This is a genomic window from Flavobacterium fragile (genome assembly GCF_023634865.1).
Classification (GTDB): Bacteria; Bacteroidota; Bacteroidia; order Flavobacteriales; family Flavobacteriaceae; genus Flavobacterium; species Flavobacterium fragile.
The window spans coordinates 153,835-172,899 of sequence record NZ_JAMLJN010000005.1 but is presented as its reverse complement, the minus strand read 5'-3'; the positions used below and the strand labels follow the sequence as shown (position 1 = coordinate 172,899).

Annotated in this window: 14 protein-coding genes; 7 read left to right on the top strand and 7 right to left on the bottom strand. The window is 30.3% G+C overall.

Annotated features, from left to right (window positions below; translation table 11 throughout):
• The first annotated feature begins 57 nt into the window (after window positions 1-57).
• Window positions 58-2,271: a tetratricopeptide repeat-containing hybrid sensor histidine kinase/response regulator gene (locus NAT47_RS07870; protein WP_250581851.1), complete on the top strand. Its 2,214-nt coding sequence runs from the start codon at window positions 58-60 to the stop codon at window positions 2,269-2,271.
• On the opposite strand, the gene NAT47_RS07865 is transcribed toward NAT47_RS07870, so the two are convergent.
• Both NAT47_RS07865 and NAT47_RS07860 read right to left on the bottom strand, forming a co-directional pair.
• Window positions 2,268-3,521, bottom strand: a complete 1,254-nt coding sequence (locus NAT47_RS07865; RefSeq protein WP_250581850.1) for a DEAD/DEAH box helicase — start codon at window positions 3,519-3,521, stop codon at window positions 2,268-2,270. The genes NAT47_RS07870 and NAT47_RS07865 overlap by 4 nt on opposite strands.
• 71 nt (window positions 3,522-3,592) lie before the next feature.
• Complete coding sequence (locus NAT47_RS07860; protein ID WP_250581907.1) at window positions 3,593-4,624, bottom strand: formimidoylglutamase; 1,032 nt, start codon at window positions 4,622-4,624, stop codon at window positions 3,593-3,595.
• A 122-nt stretch (window positions 4,625-4,746) separates the two neighbouring features.
• Between NAT47_RS07860 and NAT47_RS07855 the strand changes: the two genes are divergently transcribed.
• Window positions 4,747-5,625: a hypothetical protein gene (locus tag NAT47_RS07855; RefSeq protein ID WP_250581849.1), complete on the top strand. Its 879-nt coding sequence runs from the start codon at window positions 4,747-4,749 to the stop codon at window positions 5,623-5,625.
• Between the two features lie 48 nt (window positions 5,626-5,673).
• On the opposite strand, the gene crcB is transcribed toward NAT47_RS07855, so the two are convergent.
• Window positions 5,674-6,054, bottom strand: coding sequence for a fluoride efflux transporter CrcB (gene crcB / locus NAT47_RS07850; protein ID WP_250581848.1), 381 nt, complete (start codon window positions 6,052-6,054; stop codon window positions 5,674-5,676).
• Window positions 6,055-6,063: 9 nt separating this feature from the next.
• Window positions 6,064-7,299 (bottom strand): imidazolonepropionase, encoded by a 1,236-nt coding sequence (hutI, locus tag NAT47_RS07845; protein ID WP_250581847.1) that lies wholly within the window; start codon window positions 7,297-7,299, stop codon window positions 6,064-6,066.
• Window positions 7,300-7,371: 72 nt separating this feature from the next.
• Here hutI and corA point away from each other — a divergent pair, with 72 nt between their 5' ends.
• Together corA and NAT47_RS07835 are read left to right on the top strand one after the other, a co-directional pair.
• Window positions 7,372-8,442 (top strand): magnesium/cobalt transporter CorA, encoded by a 1,071-nt coding sequence (corA, locus tag NAT47_RS07840; protein ID WP_250581846.1) that lies wholly within the window; start codon window positions 7,372-7,374, stop codon window positions 8,440-8,442.
• Between the two features lie 84 nt (window positions 8,443-8,526).
• Complete coding sequence (locus tag NAT47_RS07835; protein ID WP_250581845.1) at window positions 8,527-8,688, top strand: hypothetical protein; 162 nt, start codon at window positions 8,527-8,529, stop codon at window positions 8,686-8,688.
• Between the two features lie 74 nt (window positions 8,689-8,762).
• Here the strand turns inward: NAT47_RS07835 and NAT47_RS07830 are convergent, their stop codons facing one another.
• Together NAT47_RS07830 and arsC are read right to left on the bottom strand one after the other, a co-directional pair.
• Window positions 8,763-11,213, bottom strand: a complete 2,451-nt coding sequence (locus NAT47_RS07830) for an outer membrane beta-barrel family protein (RefSeq protein WP_250581844.1) — start codon at window positions 11,211-11,213, stop codon at window positions 8,763-8,765.
• Between the two features lie 75 nt (window positions 11,214-11,288).
• A complete protein-coding gene (arsC, locus tag NAT47_RS07825; RefSeq protein WP_250581843.1) occupies window positions 11,289-11,630 on the bottom strand; it encodes an arsenate reductase (glutaredoxin) in 342 nt (113 codons plus the stop codon).
• A 66-nt stretch (window positions 11,631-11,696) separates the two neighbouring features.
• On the opposite strand from arsC, the gene NAT47_RS07820 reads away from it, so the two are divergent.
• Together NAT47_RS07820 and NAT47_RS07815 are read left to right on the top strand one after the other, a co-directional pair.
• Window positions 11,697-12,590, top strand: coding sequence for a CPBP family intramembrane glutamic endopeptidase (locus NAT47_RS07820; protein ID WP_250581842.1), 894 nt, complete (start codon window positions 11,697-11,699; stop codon window positions 12,588-12,590).
• A 9-nt stretch (window positions 12,591-12,599) separates the two neighbouring features.
• Window positions 12,600-13,661, top strand: coding sequence for an AMP-binding protein (locus NAT47_RS07815; protein WP_250581841.1), 1,062 nt, complete (start codon window positions 12,600-12,602; stop codon window positions 13,659-13,661).
• Window positions 13,662-13,667: 6 nt separating this feature from the next.
• Here the strand turns inward: NAT47_RS07815 and NAT47_RS07810 are convergent, their stop codons facing one another.
• Window positions 13,668-15,290, bottom strand: coding sequence for a M1 family metallopeptidase (locus NAT47_RS07810; RefSeq protein WP_250581840.1), 1,623 nt, complete (start codon window positions 15,288-15,290; stop codon window positions 13,668-13,670).
• 232 nt (window positions 15,291-15,522) lie between these two features.
• Here NAT47_RS07810 and NAT47_RS07805 point away from each other — a divergent pair, with 232 nt between their 5' ends.
• Window positions 15,523-19,065 carry a PAS domain S-box protein gene (locus NAT47_RS07805; RefSeq protein ID WP_250581839.1) on the top strand — a complete coding sequence of 1,181 codons (3,543 nt, stop codon included), beginning with the start codon at window positions 15,523-15,525 and terminating at the stop codon, window positions 19,063-19,065.

Below are 19,065 nucleotides of genomic sequence, written 5' to 3'. Positions count from 1 at the left end.
ATCCTGATTTAGTCAGGATTTTTTTTTATTTTAGTTTATTATTATCAAAATAATCAAATGACTATTCAAAAGTATTTTTTTTCTATCTCGTTATTTATTATCTGTACAGTAGTTGGATTGGCACAAAACACCAGTATTACAAGTAAAGAGGCAAAAGCGCTTTTGAAAAAGTCTGGACAAAGTTTTATGAAATTAGAGACTAAAGCCTCTTTAGACTTTGCTCAAAAAGCTTTAATAGTAGCCACCAAAAACAATGATGATTTGACAGCATCTAAAGCTTATAATTTAATTGGGTTAAATTTTGAAGAATTTTCAGATTATAAAAAGGCAATAGAGTATTACAACAAAGGCTTAGTTTTAGCTAATAAAGTAAATAATGATACTGTAAAAGGATGGTTAAATAACAACCTTGGAAATATTTACTGTTATCGAAAAATTAACTTTAAAAAAGGAATTAAGCATTATCTAGAGGGATTAAAATATTCGATAAAACATAATGATGAATATGAAATTATGTTTTCAAAGTTAAATATAGGTAGTGCTTATTTTGCAATTCAGGATTTTGAAAACGGAATCAAATACTTCAAAGACATCAAAAAAAGCATTGACGAAGGAGATAATATAGAGGCTAAGATTTCTTTATATTCTAACTTTGGTTTGTATTATAATCATATCAATCAAGATAAAAAAGCTGAAGAAAATTATTTGAAAGCTGTTGCGTATTCAGAAAAAAATGATAAAGAATTAATCAAATCGAATGTAGCCGATGTTTATCATGACATTTCTAATTTTTATTTTAAAATAAAGAATTTTGAAAAAGCCCATCATTTTTTGTTAAAGCATGATCAACTTCAAGATGAAATTTATAATGAAGCTAGAGCTGATGAAGTAAAAAGTTTAGGACTTCAAATAGAACATGATGAAATTAATAGAAAGATTGATCAAATTCAAAAAGAGCGTCAAATTCAGGAAGAAAAACTTCAAGCTAATAGAATTTTTGTAATCTTACTTGGTGTTATTTTTATTATTTTATTATTGTATTTACTCTCTTTGGTACGAAATAATAGACTTAAAGCTAAGTTAAATAATGAACTAAAAAGTGCTAATTATGAATTGCTTGAAGCTAAAGAAAAAGCGGAAGAAGCGTCTCAATTGAAAACTCAATTTATTTCTACTATTAGTCATGAATTACGAACTCCTTTATATGGAGTAGTAGGTATTACAGAAATTATTTTAGACGAACACAAAGAATTAAAAAACAGTCCTCATTTAAAGTCATTACAATTTTCTGCAAAATATCTTTTAGCATTAGTTAATGATGTTTTGAAAGTATACAAAATGGAAGAAAATCAGGTAGTTTTGAAAGAAATGGTTTTTAATATTCAAGACGAATTGACCATCATAAAGGATTCGATGCAATTCTTAGCATTACGAAATAACAACCAAATTGTAATTCAAGTTAGTAACGAAATTCCAAATACATTAATTGGAGATAAAATTCGATTATCTCAAATCCTCATAAATCTTATTACGAATTCATTAAAATTTACCGAAAATGGTAAGGTTGAAATTAAAGTAGATTTACTTGCTAAACACGAACAAAATTGTGAAATCCAGTTTCAAGTTATAGATAATGGTATAGGTATCCCAAAAGAATATCAAAATAGAGTCTTTGATAAATTTGTGCAAGTTTACAGAAAAGAAAGTGATTATCAAGGTACTGGTCTTGGACTAACAATCGTAAAAAAATTAGTAGATTTATTTAACGGAACAATAGAATTAAAAAGTGAAGAAGGAAAAGGAACAATGGTTACATTTGTTATTCATGTAAATGCTGATATGGAAAAAGCTAAATCAATCATAAACGAAATAAAAGTTGATTTAGCTGTGAAGAGATTCTATAAAATTTTAGTGGTCGAAGACAATAAAATCAACCAAGTAGTAACTAAACGCTTGCTTGAAAATCATAATATTATTTGTGAAATCGTAGATGATGGTTATGCGGCTCTAGAATTAATTGAACAAAAAGAATTTGATGCAATCTTAATGGATATTAACATGCCTTTGATAAATGGTTTTGAAACCTCTAAATTAATTAGAAAAAAAGGAATTAAAATACCAATTATTGCCGTTACGGCTTTTGATAGACAAGATATTGAAGAACAAATTATAGATGCAAATATTGATGATGTAATTGTCAAACCTTTTGATAGTAGTAAGTTATTTGAAACCATTATTCGCTTAGTTGACCAACAAAAAGCGTTGGTTTAGTACCAACGTTTTTTGTTTTTCTTAGATGCTTCCGACTTTCTTGACTTTGAATCTGGATTCATCTTATTTTTATTTCTTAAATCTGGTTTTGCATCTGGATTTTTAACCTCGTCTTTCCATCCATATGGATGATCCGTAATTACTTTGACTTTCATTCGGATTAATTTTTCAATATCCTGCCAATAGGTTTTTTCATCTTTTCCACAAAAAGAAATCGCTAATCCTGAATTTCCAGCACGACCTGTTCGACCAATTCGGTGTACATAGGTTTCTGAAATATTTGGAATATCAAAGTTTATTACAAACGGAAGTTGTTCAATATCAATTCCTCTAGCTGCAATATCGGTTGCCACCAAAATATCAATTTCTTTATTTTTGAATTGCTCTAAAACACGCTGACGTGCATTTTGCGATTTGTCTCCGTGAATAGCTTCAGCTTTTATACTTGCTTTTTTCAATACTTTTACAATGTTATCAGCGCCGTGTTTGGTTCGGGTAAACACTAAAGCATTACTCAAACTTTCTTGAATAATTAATTGTTTTAAAAGCAAACGTTTTTCGTCTTTGTTTACGAAATATACTTTTTGCGTTACATTTTCTGCCGTACTCGAAATTGGGGTTACCGAAATGTATTTTGGTCTCGTTAAGAAAGTATCCGCTAATTCCCTAATCGCTAAAGGCATCGTTGCAGAAAATAATAATGTTTGTCGGTTTTCAGGAGTTAATTTGATGATTTTCTTTACATCATTAATAAATCCCATGTCTAACATTTGATCCGCTTCATCTAAAACCAAATGATGCATGTGATTCAAATCGATAAAGCCTTGTTTGTGTAAATCTAAAAAACGTCCAGGAGTTGCGATTAGTACATCAACACCCATTTTTAATTCATTTACTTGTGGAACCTGATTTACACCACCAAAAATCACTAACGATTTTACATTGGTATATTTTCCATACGTTTTAAAACTTTCGTCAATTTGTATGGCTAACTCTCTAGTTGGCGTAACTACTAAAGTTCTAATATGTTTTGTTTTTTTTGCCGAACCTACAATGCGGTGAATCAAGTTTAAAATTGGAATAGCAAAAGCACCGGTTTTTCCAGTTCCTGTTTGAGAACAGGCAACTAAATCTTGTCCTGCTAATATTTCAGGAATGGCTTGCTCTTGAATAGGAGTAGGGTTTGTATAGCCTTCTTCTTCTAAGGCTTGTTGTATATTGTTAAATAATTTTAATTCGTTAAATGTCATAAATCGTAATTTTTCCTATCAAATAAGTTTGATAAGAGTACAAAGATAGTGTTATTTTGAGGAAAAAGGTTTTATCCCATTTTGGCTTTCATGAAATCAGTAATTAACGAAGCAATTAATTTACCTGTTAAGTGATTGTTTTTGGAATCATCAAGAGTTGGAGCGCCTTCACAAATATGAAAATAAGACGCGTTTTGATGTTTTCCAAAAAAGTAAGTAAAATGGCGCGCTTTATCCACACTAAAACCACTTAAAGTCATAGCACTTGAGGGAATATTTGGAATAGCATCTAAATCTAATTCCACACCAAAAGGTTCGTTTTTTATAAAGTTGAGTGCATTTTCTAATTCGGTTTCGAAGTTTTTCTCACGTTTAACTTCTACTTCTTCATACGTAACATATTTAACTCTTGAAGTTAATTCTTTCAATGTATTGAAAACACTTTTTGAAACGAAGTTTTCATGCAAGCCAAAAACGAAATATTTCTTTAAAAAGCCATCTTCAAAAGCGTAACTAAATCCGTTTCCTGAATGTCTTCCTTCTAAAATTCTAAAATCGGTATGGGCATCAAAATTTACTGCATTCACTGGTTTTCCTTTTGCTAAAGCTAAACCTTTAATGTTTCCATAAGCATTGTTATGTCCGCCTCCTACGATAATAGGAATTTTTCCAGCACTACAAATTTGGTGAATAATATGTGAAACTTCTACATCTAATTGTTCTACTATTTTGAAGAGTTCTTTTCTATGTTCTTTATTGTTTGCATTTAAATTTTCGGCTTTTTCTAGAAGTTCGTCTACATTTAATTTACCTAAAACCAGCAAATTACTTCCTTTACAAAACTTGTTATGTTGAATATTAGCCAAACTTTGTAAAGCACTATCGTAAGCCGAAGCGGCACCAATTCTTCCTAAATTAGCTTTTACTCCAATATCTTCAGGAATTCCTAGCAAAACAAATTTTGCATCACTATTTGAGATAAATTGCTTTATATCAGTGTCTTTTGGAATAGTAATTATTTTTTCACCAAACTTAATTTCGCCACTTCTGTGATGGGTTATTTTAGCAAGTTCGTTTTGACTCAATAAAGTAATGTTATCCATATAATTTGTTAAAATGTAAATCAAAAATACTATTTTAAAATAAAAATCGTTTAGAATTTAAAAAATACTTTAAAAATTGTATTTTTGATGAAATTAATGAACAAATCAACTTAATCGTAACAATGGAAAACACATCAAACAATTCTGGATTAAAAGCAGCAATAGTGGTTTTAGCACTACTTTTATTAGGTAGTATTGGCTACATCGTAAAATTAACTTCAGATAATAAAGATACTGTAACTACATTAACCACTGAAAAAAACACCTTAGCAGAAGAATTAAAAGCTAAAATTGCGGAGTATGACACAATGATCGCTGACAATACCGCTTTAAAAGAAGAATTGCAAGCAGAACAAGCAAAAATGGTAGCTTTACTTGAACAAGTAGAAAAATCTAAAGGGGATGCAACTGCTATGGCGAGATATAAAAATGAATATTTCCGATTAAAACGAGAAATGGACAATTTAGTTGCTGAAAATAAAATTTTAAAAGAGCAAAATGTTGCTTTGACCTCTAGTTTAGACAGTACAAAAGTTGTTTTGTCAGATGCAAAAAAATTCAATGATACTTTATTAACTCAAAACGAAAGTTTAACAAAAACAGTTGAAAAAGGGTCAAGATTAGCAGTATTAAACCTTAAAGTTTTAGCAGTAAAACAAAGAAGTTCAGGTAAACAAATTGAAACTGATAAAGCTAGCAGAGCTGATGTTTTAAAAGTAAGTTTTTTAATTGCTGAGAACCAAATTGCTAAAACCGGAGCTAGAGAATATTATGTTCAAATTATAGATAGTAAAAATAATATTTTAGGAGAAAAGAAAACGATCCCTACTGGAGATAAAACTTTAACTTATAGCTTTATTTCAACTGTGAAATATGAAAATAAAACAGTTCAAGTAAACGAAGATGTCCCAGGTAAAGATTTTGCAAAAGGAACTTACTTTGTAAATGTATTTGATAAAAATGCAGAATTAGTTTCTAAAACAAGTTTTGAATTGAAATAATCATATCCTGTAAAATTTAAAAGTCCAATGGTTCTCATTGGACTTTTTTTATTGTAAATATTTTGATAAATAACTACCTAATCCAACCGCTGAAAGGGTTAAAATTATAGTAGTTGCCATATAAAGATAAGCCGTAATTTGTTGGTTATTTTGAAGTAAATTGTAGTTTTCTAATGCAAAACTTGAGAAAGTAGTAAAACCTCCACAAAAGCCAACAATCAATAGCAATTTTAACGGATGATTTTCAGGGAAATATTTTCCAAAATACCCTATCAATACTCCAATTAATAAACTTCCTAAAACGTTAACTAAGAGAGTACTTATTGGAAACGAACTCTGAAAATATTTAGAAACGAACCAATTTGTTAGGTATCGGAAAATACTTCCGATGGCACCTCCAAACCCAACAAGCAAAAGTGTTTTTATCATGATGTTTTTTTAAATGAATTTACCTTCTATCATTACTTTGTCAATTAAGTTCGTCCCAAAAGCATATGGCAATTGATAAAAACTAGTTATGGGTTTAGTAATGATAATATTTGCTTTTTTTCCTTTTGTGATACTTCCGTGGGTTTCTGAAATTCCCATAGCGTAAGCTCCGTTGATGGTTGCTGCATTGATAGCTTCCTCTGGAGTCATTTTCATTTTGATGCAAGCCGTTGCCACCACAAAATTCATATTTCCAGAAGGAGTAGTGCCTGGATTATAATCAGTTGCTAAGGCTAATGGTAAACCTGTATTTATTATCTTTCTTGCAGGAGTATATGGAATACTGATAAAATACGAACAACTTGGTAAAGCTACGGGAATAGTTTTACTATTTTTCAACACTTCAAGATCTTCATCGGTTACGATTTCCAAATGGTCAACAGATAATGCCCCATTTTCAACGCATGCTTTGATTCCGTCAATAGCGGTGAATTGGTTGACGTGAATTTTTGGTTCTAAACCATATTGTATACCCGCTTTCATAATTTTAATGGTTTCTTCAACTGAAAAATAACCAGTTTCAAGGAAAGCATCAATATAATCAGCTAAATTTTCAGCAGCAATTTTCGGTAACATTTCATTGATTATTAAATCGATGTAAGCCGAATGATTTTCTTTGAATTCCATAGGAAAAGCATGAGCTCCCAAAAAAGTAGCTTTAATCGCAATCGGATAATTTTCTTTTAATCTTTTGATGACGCGCAACATTTTCAATTCGCCTTCCACTGTTAATCCGTAACCTGATTTTATTTCGACTGCACCTGTTCCTTGTTGCATGATTTCTTCTAAACGCAATTTGGATTGCTCGTAAATTTCGTCTTCAGAAGTTTCGTTCAATTTTTTTGCTGAATTTAAAATGCCACCGCCACGATTCGCAATTTCCTCGTAAGATAAACCGTTAATTCTATCTACAAATTCCTGAATTCTATTTCCTGCATACACAATATGGGTGTGACTGTCCACCCAAGTGGGTAAAATTACTTGTCCTGAAACATCAATGATTTCAGTATTGGAAACTTTTGGGCAATTTTTCATTGGACCAAAATCGGTAATAATGTTGTTTTCTATTAAAAGAAAAGCATCATTAATTTTAGGTAATATTGCCATTTCGGAACCTGAAATCATATCAATTCCCGCTTCTCTAATTTGTAAAAGTTCTTTTATATTGATGAATAAGGTTTGCATTTGAACTAAAATTTTTAGTAAAAATACTTCTCATTTTTAAAAACTCCTATCTTTATATAAAATTTGTTTGTTTTGAGAAAAATTAGATATAAGAAAGGAAGAAAAGTTCAGCCAAGTGTTTTAGAATATACGGGATCTCATAAAACTACCCCAACTGAAATTCAATTATTTGTTTATAATGCTGAAGATGTAACCGAAATGCAACAACTAGAAGTTTCGGATGTGAAAAATGTCATAGATATAAAAAAAGTGAATTGGTTGAACATTCACGGTTTAAACGAGCCTGAAAAGATAGCTGCTATTGGAGAAATTTTTGGAGCAGATAATTTTATTATTGGTGACATCTTAAATACAACAAAAAGAACAAAGTTAGAGGAGTACCATGATATTTTGTTTTTCAATGTGAAATCGCTTTTACCTATTAAGGATACTGATGCATTGGGTTATGAGCAAATCAGTTTTATGTTGAAGGACAATGTTTTGTTATCCTTTCAAGAAAAAAGAAGTGATTTCTTTACTCATATCAGAGAGCGTTTACGAACCAATTCAGGTATAGTAAGAACTAAGAAAGCGGACTATTTGTTGTATTTGCTTTTAGATGCCATTATAGAAAACTTTTATATTTCTATTGAAAGCGAAGAAGATCGAGTAGATGCAATAATCGATTTGTCCAAAACGAGTACGAAGCCAGAAGTTTTAGAATTAATTGAAAAACATCGTGATAATTTTAACTTCCTAAAACGTTCTATTATTCCATTACGAGATTCTTTGTATTCGATTAAAAGTATGAAAGATGACGATGTTTTTAATGATATTCAGCATGAGAATTATTCCTTTTTTTCACGATTGCACCAAAAGTGTTTGGAATTATTAGAACAGATTGAATCGGATTTGATAACTTTAGAAAGTGCGTCGAGTTATTTTTTTTCGTCACAAAATCACAAAATGAATGAAGTAATGAAAACTTTAACTGTAGTTTCAATGTTCTTTTTACCGTTAACGTTTATTGTGGGAGTTTACGGAATGAATTTTAAACATTTTCCTGAACTGGAGTGGGAGAATGGTTACTTTATTATTTGGGGAGTAATGTTAGTAATGGTGGTGTTTATGTTTGTATATTTTAAATTAAAAAAGTGGTTTTAGTATTCATAAAATAATTTTGAATTCTATTGTCAAAAATAAATATTCACCTTATCTTTGACGTGAATTCATAAAATTCCGGAAAACATGTTTGAATTTCAACAGTACCTAGGTTTTTTACTTTTCTTAACCATATTAACTATCGGTTTTTGGTTGATGATTTTCTTAGTAGGATTTGTTCACTATTGGTTGGGCGGTGCTATTATGGAATTGATTAAAGAGAAAAGAAACAAAAACAAAGAAGAGTAAGATTTTTAAAATTTTGCCTTAAAATAAAAAGTCCCGATTTAATCGGGACTTTTTTATTTCAATCTAATTGTTTTTTATGGTCTTCCCATATATTCTTCACCGCCAGTATCCTCTCTACGAGGTTGTCTTTCTCTTTCGTTTTTCTGTTTGTTGAAACGGTAAGTGAATGTTAGCATAATTTGTCTTTCTCTCCATTGCATTTCGCTATATGAACTTACTACATTAGGAATATTGGTTTCCATAATTCTTTTTCTAGAATTGAATACATCACTTACGTTTAATGCAATAGTACCTTTATCCTTTAACACATCTTTACTGAAAGCTAAGTTCATTGAAGCTACACCAAGCGAACGACCTTGTGCATTGCTTTGAGGTGCATTATAAGTACCGTTAGTTTGCCAATCGATTTTATAAGGTAACGTAATTTTTGAATTAATTCTTGCAAACCAAGTGAAAGCAACATTATCAAAATTTTGATTTACTGTGTTTCCAACATAATCTACATAAGAATAATCACCTTGAGTTTCATTTCTAAACGCATTGAAGTTTCCATTTAATCTCCACCACTTGTAAGGCGTGTAGTTTAAGTTAAATTCAAATCCTGCTCTGTATTCTTTTGCTAAGTTGATAGGCGTACTTAAAATAACAGGAACTCCTTCTACAAATAAACCAGATTCTTTTCTAATGAATTGGAAGGAATCATTTGTTATATTAATGTATGCAGAAGTATTGAATGTTAATTTACTCCATCTTTTCAAGTATCCTAAATCGATAGCATCGGTTAATGATGGATCTAAGTCTGGATTTCCTTGGAAAATATTAATGTTACTTGATAATGATGAAATTGGATTTAAGAAACGACCTCTTGGGCGGTTGATTCTTTTACTGTAACTCAAAGATACCGAACTTGATTCTGAAAATTCATAATTGAATGTAGCAGAAGGAAACAAATTGTTGTATTTTTTGGTATTAAAATTATTTGCCGATAATGAGTTAACTTCAATATTACTATCTTCAAAACGCAAACCAAAGAAATAAGAGAATTTATTAATTTTTGAACCATATTGCGAGTAAAAAGCATTTACCTTCTCAATATATTCTAATGTGTTTGAAAAGTTTGTTAAATCAGGAGTTACTGCAAAATCCGTTAGGTTTTTAAGGAAGTTACCGCGATAACCTGCTTCAAATCGTCCGTTTTTACCAATAGGTAAAACGTAATCAGTTTGAAATAAGTTTCTCTGTTGTTTTTGGATATTAGAAGTTTGCTCAATATCTAAAGAACTTGGATCGCCTAAAATTTGATCTGTGATAGTAGCAAATTCGTTCTCTCTATTTTGAGAAAATGATAAATCAGCCGTTAATTGATGACCATCTTTTTTGAATTTTTTCACAAAGTTTGAAGCATATTCGATACTAAATTCATTGCTATTTTGATCGTTTAAACGATTTCTGATGAAAGTGGGGTTGAATGCTGAATCGAAATTGTAGAAAAATACGTTATCAGGATTTTTACCTCTATTTTCTCTAAAAGTTAATCCGTTTGTCCATACTAAAGATTTTGATAAATTTAAGTCAATACCAAAATTCGCATTATATCCTTCGCTCAATCTATCATTAGTTCTTCTTTCGTTTATGAAACGACTTGTTGTACCATTTGGGTTGAAATATTCAGCATCAACTAGAGAGTTTCCTGGATTGTTTCTGTAGTTGTAACCAAAGTTTGAAAACAAGTTAAAGCCGTCACCTTTTTTATTTAAATTCATACTTGTTCCGTATGTTTCAGGATCCCCTGCATTAACCATAACCGAACCATTTATTCCATTAGCTTTTCCTTTTCTAAGGATTATATTGATAATACCGCCACCACCTTCAGCATCAAATCGAGCTGATGGATTAGTAACAACTTCAATTTTTTCAACAGCATCAGCAGGTAACAATTTTAAAGCATCAGCAATATTAATTCCAGCTAGTCCTGAAGGTCTACCATCAATTAAAATTTTTACACTTTCATTTCCTCTTAACGCTACATTACCTTCAGCATCAACAGTTACAGAAGGAACGTTGTCTAGTACATCACTAACTGTTCCACCTTTGACAATCATATCCTTACCTACATTGTAAACTCTTTTATCAAGTTTCATTTCCACTGATGATTTTTCTGCAATTACCTCAACTTCTTTTAATTGGGCAACATCAGATTCCATTTGAATAGTTCCTAAGTTTGTGCTTTCTAAGTAATCCTTTTGTGGAAAAGAAAAAGTTTTGTAAGAAATGAATTCCACACGAACATTGTATCTTCCTGCCGGAACATCAAATTTAAAATTCCCTTTTTCATCAGTAATACCACCAGAAAGTTGTTTATTTCTGGCGTTTTCAAAAACTATAGTAGTATATTCTAATGGTAAATTAGAACCTTTTTCGATTACTTTTCCAGAAACAGTAATCGTTTTAGCATCTGGGCGTTGAGCAAAAGTTGCAAAACTCAATAATAACGTTAAAGTAGTAATAAGAATTTTCTTGTTCATAAATATTTTTTTGTGAGTAAGACTGCAAAAGTAGCTTTTGGTTTAGACGCTAATTGCTAAATCTTTGTTAAAATGCTAAAGCACTTCGTTAATCTTATCTTTTGGTCTGGCAATTACAGCTTTGTCACCATTAATAACTATTGGACGTTCAATTAGTTTAGGATAATGAAGCATAGCTTTAATAATTTCAATATCACTTAGGTTTTTTCCTTTGAAATTTTCAATCCAAATAGCTTCTTTGGTTCTAACTAATTCAATCGGTTTGATGTTTAGTTTTTTAATTACTTCTTTAAGTTCTTCTTCACTAAAAGGTTCGTCTAGATATTTTCTAATTTTAAAAGATTGGTTTAGATTTTCTATTTCGCACAAACCTTCTCTCGATTTAGTACATCTAGGGTTATGGTAAATTGTTATCATAATTTGTTTTTCGCAAAGGAAGAAAAATAGTACTTTAGTAGCAAATTTAAAGTATCAAAATTCATTATGTATATAGAGCAATTAAAGTCAAAAAAGATAAATTTAGCGTCTTACATTCCTATTCCATTAGGTTTTATTTTATTGATATTTTTCAATTTTTTTGTGTCTGATGGAGTAGATACTAATCAAGTTATTCAGCAAACAATTAATTCAATAGGGGTTAATTTAACATTCATACTTTTAATTGCCCCATTGGCTTTTGGTTTGCTGTTGGTTTTGTTTTGGGTAAAATTTATTCAAGGTTTATCTATTAGAAGTTTAACTACATCTAGAGTTAAAATTGATTGGAAACGCTTTTTTTTCTCTTTTTTTTTATGGGGAACAATTACAGTTTTGATGATTTTGGCGATGTATTCGATGCATCCAGAAAATTTTGTTTGGAATTTTAAGCCTGAAAAGTTTTTTGTTTTTTTGTTTTTAGCCCTCGTATTAATTCCAATGCAAACTAGTTTTGAAGAATATTTGTTTCGTGGTCATATGATGCAGGGATTAGGTTTGGCCTTCAACAGCAGATTAATTCCATTAGTTGTAACTTCTGTTTTATTTGGATTAATGCATATTTCTAATCCTGAAGTTGATAAAGTAGGGTACGTTATCATGATTTATTATATTGGGACAGGATTCTTTTTGGGTATCATTACTTTAATGGATGAAGGTTTGGAATTGGCATTAGGATTTCATGCTGCAAATAATTTGGTTGGAGCTCTTTTGTTGACTTCGGATTGGACTGCTTTTCAAACCCATTCCGTTTTTAAAGATATTTCAGAACCATCAGCAGGATTTGATGTTTTAACACCTGTTTTTATTCTTTTTCCTATTTTATTGTTCATTTTTTCCAAGGTTTACGGATGGAAGAATTGGAAAGAAAAACTTACAGGTAAATTATCCACAATTAATTAAATTCATTAGATGATACCACATTATCAAAATATACACAATCAGTTTAAAATTAATGGTTTTCATTTCGATAAAGAAGCATTATTCCAATTGGCATACAGTCTGATAAAGGAAGGAAAAGAACATGAAAATGATTTAGGGGTCTTTTTATTGGATTGGTTGGACGAAAAAGAAACAATAAACTTAACTACTTCAGGAACTACTGGACCAGCGAAGCTTATTACAATTAAAAAACAATCCATGGTACAATCTGCTATTGCTACTGGAAACTTTTTTGATTTACGTCCAAAAGACAAAGCTTTACTGTGTTTACCGGCTCGATATATTGCTGGTAAAATGATGATTGTTAGGGCTATGATTCTAGGGTTAGATTTAGATATCATGGTTCCATCATCACATTTAGATGATTTGCTGCCCAATAAGCAATACGATTTTGTTGCTATTGTGCCACTTCAAGCCGAAAATAGCATGAATAAGTTACACCAATTTAAAAAAATAATTATTGGAGGTGCAAAAGTATCAGATGACCTAGCCTTGCGATTGAAGGAAATTAAATCTGAGATCTATGAAACTTACGGAATGACAGAGACCATTACTCATATAGCAGCAAAAAAAATAGGTGAGGAGTTTTTTAATGTTTTAGAACATGTTTCAATAAGCGTAGATGATAGAAATTGTTTGGTAATAGAAGCACCAGGTATTACTGATGAAAAAGTAATTACCAATGACATTGTAGCGCTCCAAAATGACAAAAAATTCAAATGGTTAGGGCGTTATGATAATGTAATTAATAGTGGAGGAATAAAATTATTTCCAGAACAAATTGAAACAAAATTAGCTTCTAAAATTTCTAATAGGTTTTTTATCACAGGTCTACCCGACGAAGTCTTAGGAACCAAGGTTGTTTTGGTTATTGAAGGTGAAGAACAACTAATTGAAAAATCAATCTTTAAGGTTTTAGATAAGTTTGAAAAACCTAAAGAAGTAATTTTTATTGCTAAATTTACTGAAACTGGAACTAATAAAATTAATCGAATTCAAACGCTGAAAAAGCATTTAGAAAAAACAGTTTAAAGAAGGTCATTTACCTTCTTTAATTTTTACAAAAAACTGTTTGTCATAAATTTTGAAAGTTTGTTTTTGTTTCTTTTTCAATTTCATTTCTTGTTCTGTTGATTTAGGAAATAATCGTATTTTCTCACCTTCAATTTCAACATCTAAAGGCATTTTGAAATTTTCAATAGTATTTTGCCAAGAGTAAAATAGGGTATCCCCTCTAAAGTAGTAATTGAAAATTGGAATTTTATTAGTGTTTAAATATTGTTTAAAAACTGGTGTTAGGTTCATTTCAGAAGCTTTATTAAAATACTCAATAACAATTTCTGTGGTGATGATTTTATTTTTAAAAGTTTGGGAATAATCAAAAAGAATTTTCCACCATTTTTGATCGTCAGAAATTATGTGACGTAGTGTGTTTAACAAAAGGGCGCCTTTGTAGTACATATCACCCGAACCTTCATTATTTACAGCGTATTGCCCAATAATAGGTCGGTCATTTTTTATGTTTTTTGCCTGACCATTAATATATTTCATAGCCTCGTCATAGCCTTTCATACATTCTATAAATACAGATTCAGAGTAAGTAGTAAAGGCTTCATGAATCCACATATCGGCTATATCTTTACTAGTGATACTATTTCCAAACCATTCATGACCTGTTTCATGTATGGTTATGAAATCGAAAAACAATCCAACACCTGTCCCTGATAAGTCCAATCCCATGTATCCTTTTTTATATTTATTTCCATAAGCAACAGCACTTTGATGCTCCATTCCCAAGTAGGGAGTTTCTACTAATTTATATCCATCTTCCCAAAAAGGATAGCGCCCAAACTTCAATTGAAAACATTCCATCATAGGTTTTACTTCGGAAAAATGTTCTCGAGCTTTGTTTTCGTTTTCTCTTAAAACATAATAGTCTAAATCTAAATCTTGCATTTTGTCCTGAATGTGAACATAATCTGCTACATTGACCGTAATATTGTAATTGTTTATCGGATTTTTTACTTCCCAATCCCAACGTGTGTAGCCATTATTCAAATCTTTAGAACCTAAAAATCGACCATTCGAAACATTCATCAAACCGTTTGGAACAGCAACTTTTATGGAAGCCCCAAAATCAGGTTCGTCTGATTGTGAATCTTTAACCGGATACCATAAACTCGCTCCCTTTCCTTGAACGGCAACACCAATAAAATCTTTTCCATTATTGTCTTTAGTAAAAACAAAACCTCCATCCCAAGGTGCATTTTTAGCTATTTTAGGATTTCCACTATACATAAAACGAATGGTGTATATAGAATCGGGTACCAATTGTGATGAAAAATTAACAAAGACTGCGTTTTCTTCTCGAGTATATTCAAGTTTACCAAAATTTGATTCTGTAATTCCACCAATTTTCATGTTATCAAATAAGTCAATTTGAATTTTTTTTGTAGGTTTTACGACTTTAAATGTGATGTCGTTATATCCATAAATCCATTTTTTTTCTGGATCAATCCAAATATCTAAATCATAACGTAAAACATCAAAGCAAGTACGCTCAAAATGAAAACCCCCTTGAAGCGAATCTTTACGTGTAAATTGTGCTTGAATAAAATCAACAAACAGTAAGGTTATAGTTATTATTAAAATTTTTTTCATTAGTCTTAATTTTAATGTTTTATTTCGATTATTCATTAGACACGAACATACTAAACTTCAATTAATTTTCTATATTGAATCTTATTTTTTTAAAATTACAGTATAATATACTTATAAATTAAATTTATATGTTATTGATTTGAAAGTTATTGTGTCAAATTTATGAACATATGCCTTATCTTGCAATGTTTAAATTTTATCCTTTGCATTTCTTCACAAAATAGATATTTTAATGATAGAAACTACTCATAATACCAAAAAAGAATCAATTTTTAATCTACATAATACATTGGTTTCTAATGATTTGTTAAAAAGTATTCTTTCCTTTTTAATAGAAGAATGTAATATTTCAAGTTGTTTGTTATGTGTTCAGTTCGATCATAATACTTACCCTGTAAAAGTAGGTGATTTTAATATAGATTACGACAAGTATTTAGCAAATGATTCAAAACATAATTCTAATATTTTTACCAATAGTTTTCATAAAGATGAATCATTAGAAAATGTTTTTTTTATTTCCTATCCTATTATTCTAGATGATAACAAATCTTCTGTTTTTTTGACCTTATTTCACAATGAAAAAAAAGTTTTTTCAACCAAAGAATTAAATTTACTTGAACTAACCATTAAACAAATAAAATTAGGGCTTAATTTAATTTTAGATAATTTAAGATTAAGCCGAGATTTAAGGTTTCAAAATAAAAAATTTGAATTATTCTCAGACAATTCAAAAGAAATCTTTTATGAACTCAATAGCTCTGGTGAAATTTTATTTATTTCTGATAGTTGGGAAACAACAACTGGTTACACTATAGAAGATGTATTAGGAAAAAGTACATCAACTTATATTCATACCGATGATATTGACCATATTAAAGATTATTTAAGTAAATTAATTCCTAATCAAAAATCTGATGAAACAATTGTTTATCGAGTTCAACATAAAAAAGGACATTATGTATGGCATTCTTCAAATGTAATATTGGTTGAACGAGAAGGACAATTACTATATATTGGAAATTGTAGGGAAGTTACTGATTTTATTAAAGCTCAAGAAGTAATATCAAATCAAAAAGAATTTTATGAAAAAATATTAGATCGTTTACCATTAGATTTAGGAGTTTGGGATCGAGATCATAAATACATGTATTTAAATCGTGAAGCCATAAAAAATGATGAGTTGCGTAAATTTATCATAGGAAAAGATGATTTTGAATATGCAAAACATACGAATCGAAATGATAGTTTTGCTATTAGTAGAAGAGAAAAATTTTTACGTGCATTAAATTCGGGTGAAATTGTAGAATGGGAAGATTCTTTTGAAGGTTCAAATGGTGATAAAATTTATCACTCTCGAAAGTTTGTTCCCATCTTTGATGAAAATGGGCATTTCGATATGATGACAGGTTATGGTATAGATATTACTGAAAGCAAGAAGATTAACGAAGAAATTCTTAAAAGTAGACAGTTAATAACTAATGTCATTCAAAATGCGGCTGTTGGAATTATTGTTCAAGGACCACAATCTGAATTTTTAGAATATAACAAATCAGCTTGTGATATGTTAGGCTTAACAGAAGACCAAATGTTAGGAAAGTCTTCTTTTGATTCTCATTGGAAAGTGGTTCATTTAGATGGAACGGAATTCAAGTCAGAAGATCATCCTGTACCACAAGCAATAAGCAAATTAGTTCCCATTAAAAATGTAGTTATGGGTGTTCATCGTCCTGTAAAAAATGACATCGCATGGTTATTAGTAGATGCAATTCCTGTTTTTGGAGATAAAGGAGAATTGGTTTATGTGGTATGTACTTTTAACGATATTACGGCACGAAAAAAAGCTGAAGATGCCTTAAGAGAAAGTAACGAACGTTTCAAGTTTGCCAGTGAAGCCACTTCCGATGCTTTGTGGGATTGGAATATGACTACCGATGAAATTTTTGTAGGAGAAACGTATTCTCAACTTTTTGGCTATCATTTTGAAAACAATAAAATAACTGGTGAATTTTGTGAAAATTTAGTCCATCCTGATGATAGATTGGAGTATGAAAATTCTATAGCATTAGCAACAAAAAAAAAACAAATCAAGTGGAGGCACGAATATCGTTATTTGAAAGCAGACGGAAGTTATGCTTATGTTTGTGATAAAGCTATAATTATTTATGATGGTCTGGGTACACCGATAAGAATGATTGGTGCTATGCAAGATGTAACTCAAGAAAAATTCCTGAAAAATGAATTACAGCAAAGCGAAGAACGTTTTAAAGGAGCTTTCAACAACTCATCTTTTGGTTCCGCATTAGTAAATTTAAATGGAAATTGGATTGAAGTAAATACCAGAATGTGTGAAATTCTCGGTTATACCAAAGAGGAATTTAAAAATCTCACTTTTGAAGAGTTTACCTTTAAAGAGGATTTGGAAATAGATTTGGCTTTGAAACAAAAAATAGATGATGGTTTAATACCTGGATTCCAGCTCGAAAAAAGATTTATTCATAAAAATCAATCTTTAGTGTGGGTTCATTTATCGGTTTCTACTGTTAAAGATAGCGAAGGTAAAATACAACATTATGTAGCACAAGTTGTGGATATTTCGGAGCGAAAAAGAATGGAGGAAGAGAATCGAATTCTAATAGAAGAAAACAATAGAAATAAAGCCCAACAATTAATAGAGGCTAAGAACTGGTACCGATTATTAGCTGATAATACAGTCGATTTAGTCTGCTTACATAATTTAGATGCAAGTTTCAAATATGTTTCACCATCCATAAAAAATTTATTAGGATATTCACCCGAAGACCTTATTGGAAAACATCCACAAGAAATAATTCATCCTGATGATTTAGAGAAATTCAAAAATAGGATAGGAGATATCATAAAAAATAAACAGCGAATTTCGGAACAAGTACGATTAAAAAATTCTGTTGGCGAATACATTTGGTTCGAAACTAATGCAACTTTAGTTCAAGATGAAAACGAACCTGTTAGTTTTCAATCGAGCACCCGCGATATAACACAACGAAAAAAAGCGGAAAAAATTATCGAAGATACCTTACTTCAAGAACGACACTTAAATGAATTGCGAACTAACCTAGTGTCTACCATTTCACATGAGTTCAGAACGCCTATGACAACCATACGAACCAGTGCTGAGCTAATTTCTATGTATTTGCAAAATAGCGATTTCTTAAATGCCACTCAAGTTGAAAAGAGAATTGATATTATTACTAAAGAAATTGATCGAATTGTAGAGTTAATGGATGCTGTTTTAATTATTTCCAAAGATGATGCCAATAAGACCAATTTTAATCCAACACCTTGTAATTTAAAAGAAATTTGTTTAGAGGTAATAGAAACTAGTTTCTCTCATCAAAAAGATGCTAGAGTAGTGGATAGTCATTTTGATAATAATGCAGAAGCATTCATTTTTGCAGATGTTAATCTAATAAAATATACACTATTTAATATCATAAATAACGCCTTTAAATATTCTGATGGTGGCGAAAATATTAGACTTAATTTATTTTCTAAAGACCAATTTATTTTTGTTGAAGTCATAGACAACGGGATTGGAATTCCAGAGGAAGATCAGCCTAAATTGTTTAACACATTTTACAGAGCTAGTAACTCTAATGGCATTCAAGGTACTGGGCTTGGTTTGTATATAGTTAAAATGTTTACCAAAAAAAATTCAGGTAAAGTTCAGTTAGAAAGTCAATTAGGTAAAGGAACAAAAGTCACTTTAAAATTTCCACTTTATAAAAAAAACAATTGA

What these genes read in the sequence shown, in the direction of transcription:
- NAT47_RS07870 (WP_250581851.1), top strand. Translation starts at nt 58, where the DNA reads ATGACTATTCAAAAGTATTTTTTTTCTATCTCGTTATTTATTATCTGT.
- NAT47_RS07865 (WP_250581850.1), bottom strand. Translation starts at nt 3,521, where the DNA reads ATGACATTTAACGAATTAAAATTATTTAACAATATACAACAAGCCTTA.
- NAT47_RS07860 (WP_250581907.1), bottom strand. Translation starts at nt 4,624, where the DNA reads ATGGATAACATTACTTTATTGAGTCAAAACGAACTTGCTAAAATAACC.
- NAT47_RS07855 (WP_250581849.1), top strand. Translation starts at nt 4,747, where the DNA reads ATGGAAAACACATCAAACAATTCTGGATTAAAAGCAGCAATAGTGGTT.
- crcB (WP_250581848.1), bottom strand. Translation starts at nt 6,054, where the DNA reads ATGATAAAAACACTTTTGCTTGTTGGGTTTGGAGGTGCCATCGGAAGT.
- hutI (WP_250581847.1), bottom strand. Translation starts at nt 7,299, where the DNA reads ATGCAAACCTTATTCATCAATATAAAAGAACTTTTACAAATTAGAGAA.
- NAT47_RS07835 (WP_250581845.1), top strand. Translation starts at nt 8,527, where the DNA reads ATGTTTGAATTTCAACAGTACCTAGGTTTTTTACTTTTCTTAACCATA.
- NAT47_RS07830 (WP_250581844.1), bottom strand. Translation starts at nt 11,213, where the DNA reads ATGAACAAGAAAATTCTTATTACTACTTTAACGTTATTATTGAGTTTT.
- arsC (WP_250581843.1), bottom strand. Translation starts at nt 11,630, where the DNA reads ATGATAACAATTTACCATAACCCTAGATGTACTAAATCGAGAGAAGGT.
- NAT47_RS07820 (WP_250581842.1), top strand. Translation starts at nt 11,697, where the DNA reads ATGTATATAGAGCAATTAAAGTCAAAAAAGATAAATTTAGCGTCTTAC.
- NAT47_RS07815 (WP_250581841.1), top strand. Translation starts at nt 12,600, where the DNA reads ATGATACCACATTATCAAAATATACACAATCAGTTTAAAATTAATGGT.
- NAT47_RS07810 (WP_250581840.1), bottom strand. Translation starts at nt 15,290, where the DNA reads ATGAAAAAAATTTTAATAATAACTATAACCTTACTGTTTGTTGATTTT.
- NAT47_RS07805 (WP_250581839.1), top strand. Translation starts at nt 15,523, where the DNA reads ATGATAGAAACTACTCATAATACCAAAAAAGAATCAATTTTTAATCTA.